General features: G+C 71.9%; 7 protein-coding genes. 3 read left to right on the top strand and 4 right to left on the bottom strand.

Annotated features, from left to right (window positions below; all coding sequences use genetic code 11):
• On the bottom strand, positions 1 to 445 hold a 445-nt coding region (locus VGL30_RS18140; RefSeq protein ID WP_331541430.1), incomplete at its 3' end, for a tRNA (adenosine(37)-N6)-dimethylallyltransferase.
• A gap of 199 nt (positions 446 to 644) precedes the next feature.
• On the opposite strand from VGL30_RS18140, the gene serB reads away from it, so the two are divergent.
• Complete coding sequence (gene serB, locus VGL30_RS18135; protein WP_414695050.1) at positions 645 to 1,352, top strand: phosphoserine phosphatase SerB; 708 nt, start codon at positions 645 to 647, stop codon at positions 1,350 to 1,352.
• Between the two features lie 3 nt (positions 1,353 to 1,355).
• Positions 1,356 to 2,024 carry an HAD family phosphatase gene (locus VGL30_RS18130; protein ID WP_331541428.1) on the top strand — a complete coding sequence of 223 codons (669 nt, stop codon included), beginning with the start codon at positions 1,356 to 1,358 and terminating at the stop codon, positions 2,022 to 2,024.
• A gap of 118 nt (positions 2,025 to 2,142) precedes the next feature.
• Here the strand turns inward: VGL30_RS18130 and VGL30_RS18125 are convergent, their stop codons facing one another.
• Both VGL30_RS18125 and hflK read right to left on the bottom strand, forming a co-directional pair.
• Positions 2,143 to 3,033, bottom strand: coding sequence for a protease modulator HflC (locus tag VGL30_RS18125; RefSeq protein WP_331541427.1), 891 nt, complete (start codon positions 3,031 to 3,033; stop codon positions 2,143 to 2,145).
• Positions 3,030 to 4,073 (bottom strand): FtsH protease activity modulator HflK, encoded by a 1,044-nt coding sequence (hflK, locus tag VGL30_RS18120; protein ID WP_331541426.1) that lies wholly within the window; start codon positions 4,071 to 4,073, stop codon positions 3,030 to 3,032. The genes VGL30_RS18125 and hflK overlap by 4 nt, the downstream gene beginning before the upstream one ends.
• Positions 4,074 to 4,354: 281 nt before the next feature.
• On the opposite strand from hflK, the gene VGL30_RS18115 reads away from it, so the two are divergent.
• Positions 4,355 to 5,467, top strand: coding sequence for an Mrp/NBP35 family ATP-binding protein (locus tag VGL30_RS18115; protein ID WP_331541425.1), 1,113 nt, complete (start codon positions 4,355 to 4,357; stop codon positions 5,465 to 5,467).
• 54 nt (positions 5,468 to 5,521) lie between these two features.
• Here the strand turns inward: VGL30_RS18115 and VGL30_RS18110 are convergent, their stop codons facing one another.
• A complete protein-coding gene (locus VGL30_RS18110) occupies positions 5,522 to 6,154 on the bottom strand; it encodes a YceI family protein (protein WP_331541424.1) in 633 nt (210 codons plus the stop codon).
• Positions 6,155 to 6,207: the final 53 nt, after the last annotated feature.

The raw sequence follows: 6,207 nt of genomic DNA, 5'->3' as shown, positions 1-6,207 counted from the left end.
CGCCCGGGTCGGGCTCGGCCAAACGCCGCCGGAAGGCTGCCTCGCCCATGGCGTCGAGCTCGGCCGTCGCCTGCGCGCGGAGGGCGGCGGGAACGGCTGGAATCTCCGCCAGGCCCGCCGTCAGCGCCTGGAAATAGAGGCCGGTGCCGCCGACCAGGATGGCGCGGCCGTCGCGCATCGCGATCTTGCGCAGGACCTGCGCCGCCGCCGTGCGCCAACGGCCCACCGACCAGCCGTCGGCCGCGTCAGCCGTCCCGAACAGGTGATGCGGCGCCTGGGCCTGCTCCTGCGGTGAGGGTGCGGCGGAGAGGATGCGCAGGTCGGCATAGAGCTGCATGGAGTCGGCGTTGACGATCTCCGCGCCCGTCGCCCGCGCGAGCCTGAGCGCCAGCGCCGACTTGCCGCTTGCCGTGGGTCCGGCGATCAGCCAGATGCGGCTTGTCATGCAGCTCGTTCTCACACTGGCCGTTCCGGCAGATTACATCCAACGGTACGGCATAAGGTTCGATGTCACGCCGCTCGCCGGTGTATGCACGGATGTAAGTGATCCAATGTGGTTGTCGAAGCCAGCATCAGAGTTTTCGGCGCACGACACCTTTCTGGAGACCGACGACTTCGACGGAGCGCGCCGCGCCGCCGCCGAGATGGTGGCGGACAGGCCCGTGGACTGGTGCCTGCAGCCGCTGGAAGGCCGCAAGAAGCGCCTGCTGATCGCCGACATGGATTCCACGATCATCAATGTCGAGTGCCTGGACGAGTTGGCCGACTTCGCGGGGCTGAAGGCGGAGATCTCGGCGATCACCGAGCGGGCCATGCGCGGCGAGTTGCCTTTCGAGGCGGCGCTGCGCGAGCGGGTGGCGATGCTGAAGGGCCTGCCGGTCACCGCATTGCAGGCGGCTTACGACGAGCGCGTGCGGCTCAATCCCGGCGCGCGGACGATGGTCAGGACCATGGCGGCCAACGGCGCGCGCTGCGTGCTGGTCTCCGGCGGCTTCACCTTCTTCACCCGCCGGGTGGCCGCCGCCGCGGGCTTCCATGCCGAGCGGGCCAACACCCTGGACGAAGCCGGCGGCATGCTTGCGGGGACGGTGGGCGAGCCGATCCTGGGGCGCGAGGCCAAGCTGGCGGCGCTGGCGGCGGAGGCCAGGGCGCTGGGCGTCCCGCCGCTGGCGGCGCTGGCCATCGGCGACGGGGCCAACGACCTGGCGATGATCGGGGCGGCGGGCCTGGGCGTGGCCTATCGCGCCAAGCCGGTGGTGGCCGCCGAGGCCGACTGCGCCGTCGACCACGCCGACCTGACGGCGGTGCTCCACTTTCAGGGCTACCGCGCCGAAGACTTCGTGACCGACTGACCGATGCGCCTGCCGCGCCGGGTCCGCGCCGTGGTGTTCGACATGGACGGCCTGCTGGTCGACACCGAGCAGGCGGTCTATGCGGCCATGCAGCGGACGGCCGGCGGCCTGGGGCGCGAGCTGCCGATGGCCACCTTCCAGCGGATGGTCGGCCTGCCGCGGGCGGCGAGCGACGTGATCGTCATGGAGCACTTCGGCGAGGGCTTCGACATCGACGCCTGGGCCGCCCAGATCCGGTTGCACGTGCAGGAGGCCATCGCCGCCGGCGTGGCGCTGAAGGCGGGGGCCGCGGAGATCCTCGACCACCTGGACGCCGTCCGCCTGCCGCGGGCCATCGCCACCTCGTCGACCCAGGAGGCGGTCCACCACAGCCTGGGCCCGCACGGGATCGTCGGGCGCTTCGACGCCCTGATCACCCGCGACGTGCAGACCCTCGGCAAGCCGCACCCCGAGCCGTTCCTGAAGGCGGCGGCGGCCCTGGGTGTCGCGCCGGAAGACTGCCTGGCGCTGGAGGACAGCCACAACGGGGTGCGCGCCGCCGCGGCGGCCGGGATGATGACGGTGATGGTGCCCGACATGCTGGATCCCACCGACGAGATGCGCACCCTCTGCATCCGCATCGCCCGCGACCTGCACGAGGTGGTGGAGATGCTGGCGGGGCAGGGCGGGTGAGGGGGCGTCTCCGACGCAATCACATCCGGAACTTGGCCGTCTGGCGACGCCACCGCGCCTGCGGCGCGCCCCTCACCCAACCTCTCCCCGCAAGCGGGGCGAGGGGTTTAGGGTGGCGCTACTTCCCGCCCGGCCCGCGTGCGAAGTAGCGGAAGAAGGCGCTGTCGGGGGAGAGGACCAGGGTGGTGTCGCCTTGGGCCAGGGCCGCGTCATAGGCCTGCATGGAGCGATAGAAGGAGGCGAAGCTGGGGTCGCGGCCGTAGCTCTGGGCGAAGATGCGGGTGCGCTGGGCGTCGCCTTCGCCGCGGGTGGCCTCGGCGGTCTCGGTGGCGGTGGCCAGGGTGATGGCGACCTCCTTGTCGGCCGAAGCGATGATCTCCCGCTTCTGCTGTTCGCCGATGGCGCGGATCTGGGCGGCCTGCTGCTGCCGGGAGGTTTGCATGCGGCGATAGACCGTGGGCTGGTTCTGCGCCGGCAGGTCGGCCCGCTTGATCCGTACGTCGATCACCTCGATGCCCAGGCGGGAGGACTGGGCTCTGCGGCTCACGTCGGTCTTGGTGGCCTGCATCAGGGCGCCGCGGCGGCCGGAGACGATGTCGTTGGAGGAGGCCGACCCCAGCACCTGGCGCAGCGAGGAGTTCAGAAGCCGCTCGATCCGGTCCACCGCCGTGCGGTCGTCGCGCAGGGTGCGATAATACTGCAGCGGGTTGGAGATGCGGTAGCGGATGAAGGCGTCCACCACCAGCCGCTCCTGGTCGGAGGCGGTGATCTCCTCCTGGTCGGCTTCCAGCGACAGGTTGCGCTTGTCGAGCATGATGGCGTGCTCGAGGAACGGCACCTTCATATGCAGGCCGGCGTTGGGTGCGCCGGGGGCGTTCAGCACCCGCACCGGCTCGCCGAAGCGGGTGATGATGGCCTGCTTGCGCTGATCCACCTGGAACAGGGTGTTGCCGATGACGATGAGCGCCAGGACGACGAGAACGCCGAGGGCGACGAGGCGGCGGCTCATGGCTTCACCGCCTGTGTTTCGGGCTGGGGCTGGGGCGCCGTCGCAGACGGGTCGAGGGCGCCGGACGCTGCGGGCGCACGGGGCCGGAAGACGTCGGGCGGCAGGATGATCGGGGCCGACGCGCCTTTGGCGTCGACCACCACCTTGTTCGACTTGGCCAGCACGCGCTGCATGGTCTCGATGTAGAGCCGGTCGCGGGTGACGCCGGGGGCGCGGCGGTACTCGGCCTGGATCTGGTTGAAGCGGGCGGCGTCGCCCAGCGCCTCGCGCACGGCCTGCTCCCGGTAACCCAGGGCCGACTGGGTGGTGCGGGCCGCATCGCCCTTGGCCTCGTTGATCACCCGGTTGCGGTAGGTGTTGGCCTCGTTGACCGCGGAGACCGCGTCCTGCTGGGCGCTCTGCACGTCGCGGAAGGCGGCGGCCGCTTCCTGGGGCGGGTTGGCCGCGCGGATCTGCACCTCGACCACGATGATGCCGGAGCCCCAGCTGTCCAGCATGCGCTGCATGAGCTCGGCGGCGTTGAGCTGCACCTGGCCGCGGCCGGTGGTGAGGATCTCCTGCAGGCCCATCTTGCCCACCACCTCGCGCATGGCGCTCTCGGCCACCGCCTTCACGGCGGGATCGGGGTCGGAGAGGCTGAAGAGGTAACGGGCCGGGTCGGCGATCCGCCAGGTGACGCTGAAGTCGAGGTCGACGATGTTCTCGTCGCCGGTGAGCATCAGGCTCTCCTCCGGCACGTCGGCGCCGGCGGTGCCGCCCACGTCGGTGCGCTGCAGGGAGGTGACCGCCACCTTCTCCACGCGCTCGATGGGGACGGGCAGGTGGTAGCGCAGGCCCGGCGCCTCGGAGCGGGAGTAGGCGCCGAAGGTGGTGACCACCGCCTCCTCGTTGGGTTGCACCACGTAGAAGCCGGAGAGCGCCCAGAGGCCGAAGGCGACGCCGGCGACCATTGCCACGGCGCCGGGCCGCATGCCCTCGCCGCCGGAGCCGCCGAACAGGCCGCGCAGCCTGCGCGACAGGCGGTCGAAGGTGGCGTTCATGTCGGGGCCGCCGTCAGGCCGGCGCGGGCCTCCGCCTCCGCCGGCGCGATTGGCGGGGCGTTTGGCCGGCTCGCGGCGGTCGCCATCGTCGCCGGGGGGCGGCGGTGAACCCCAGGGACCGGGGTTGGCGTTGTCATTCCAGGGCATGCGTCGGGCGCGTTTCGCTTCGTTGGTCTCGGCGCGGCTGCGTCGTCGGCCCCAGGTGGGCTTGTAAACCGGCGCTGTGGCCCGGATATGAGACCCCTTCACGGCCAAAGCAAGTCATACGAGGTTCGGCCCGCATGAACGATCCCGCTCCCCTCGACCGGACGGCCATCCTGGCGGCGCTGGACAAGGTCATCGATCCGAAGTCCGGCCTGGGCCTGGCGGCGGCGGGGCTCGTGCGCGGCCTGACCCTGCGGGGCGACCGGGCGGCCTTCATGCTGGAGGCGCCGCCCGCCGACATTCCGCTCTATGAGCCGGTGCGCGACGCGGCGGAACGGGCGCTGGCCGCGGCCGCCGGCGTCGGGCAGGCGCAGGTGGTGCTGACGGCGGAGGCTCCGGGCGCCGGGCCGGCCCCCGGCGTCACCCGGGTGCGCCGGGGCGCGCGGCTGAGCGAGGATCCGCATGCCCAGGCCAAGGCGCCGCCGGACGTCGAGCGGCCGGCCCATGTCCGCAAGGTCATCGCCGTGGCCAGCGGCAAGGGCGGAGTGGGCAAGTCGGCGGTGGCGGCCAACCTGGCGGTGGCCTTCGCCGCGCTGGGCCTGCGGGCCGGGCTGCTGGACGTCGACGTCTACGGGCCGTCGGCGCCCAAGATGATGGGGATCGACGGCGACCCGGAGTTCGCCGATGGCAAGCTGCAGCCCCTGGAGGCCTGGGGCGTGAAGGTAATGTCCATCGGCTTCCTGGTGGACGAAGCCGCGCCGATGATCTGGCGCGGGCCGATGGCCTCGTCGGCGGCGCGGCAGATGAGCCACGACGTGGCCTGGGGCTCGGCCGAGGCGCCGCTGGACGTGCTGGTGGTGGACATGCCGCCGGGCACCGGGGACATCCAGCTGACCCTGGTCCAGAAGGTGAAGCTGGACGGGGTGGTCATCGTCACCACGCCGCAGGAGATCGCCCTGATCGACGCCCGGCGGGCCGCGGCCATGTTCCGCAAGACGGCGATCCCGATCCTGGGGGTGGTGGAGAACATGTCTTTCTTCCCCGACCCGTCGAGCGGCCGGCCGCTCTACCTGTTCGGCCAGGGCGGCGGCAAGGCGGAGGCCGCGCGGCTTGGGGCGCCGCTGCTGGGCGAGGTCCCGCTGGACCCGGCGCTGCGGGAGGGCTGCGACACGGGCAGGCCGCTGGTCGCCACCGCCCCGGAGAGCCCGGCGGCCAAGGTGTTCCTGGACATGGCGCGACGGCTGAAGTGACGCCGAGCCGATGAGGTCGCTAGGTCCTCGGCCGTCAGGAGGTCCTGAGGCCGCTCACGGCTGACGCACGAACTCGGCGTCGATGACCAGTTCGATGGGCGCGGCGAAGAATTGCGGCGGCAGGCCGTAGTCGGCGCCCACGATCGAGGTCTTCGCCTCCATGCCGAGCCGCGGCGCCCCGAAGCCGGGGCCGGCGCCCACCAGCTCCACGGCGAAGGTCACCGGCTTGGACTTGCCCATCAGGGCGAGGGTCCCGTCCACCTCGCCGTGGGTCGCGTCGGTCTGGCGGAAGGCGGTTGAGGTGAAGGTCGCCTGCGGGAAGGCCTTGGCGTTCAGGTACTGGGCGCCGGCCAGCTGGGCGGCGAAGCCGGGCACGGGGCTGGAGATGGAGGCGGTGTCGACCGTGGCGGTCACCGAGGAGGCGGCCGGCGCGGCCGGATCCCATTTGAGCGCGCCCGCCACCTTGTCGAAGCGGAACACGCTGACCGAATAGCCGATGTGGGAGACGCGGGCGATGACGGCCGCATGGGCGTCGTCCAGCTTATAGGTCCCGGCGGGAGCGAGCTTGGGGTCCTTCAAGCCGAAGACGATGGTCGGGGGCTTGGCCGGCGCGGTGGTCGCAGCCGGAGCGGCGCCGGCGAGGGCGGCAAGGGCGAGACCAAGGACGGCGGCGTGGAGAGTCGGCATGGCGTTTCCTCGTGTGCGATTCGGGGCGGGAAGTAGACGTGCAGATGGGCGGT

It is taken from the genome of Phenylobacterium sp., assembly GCF_036502675.1.
In the GTDB taxonomy this organism is placed as follows: Bacteria; Pseudomonadota; Alphaproteobacteria; order Caulobacterales; family Caulobacteraceae; genus Phenylobacterium.
Note: the sequence above shows the minus strand (reverse complement) of the source record. Positions and strands in the feature narration are given on the sequence as shown.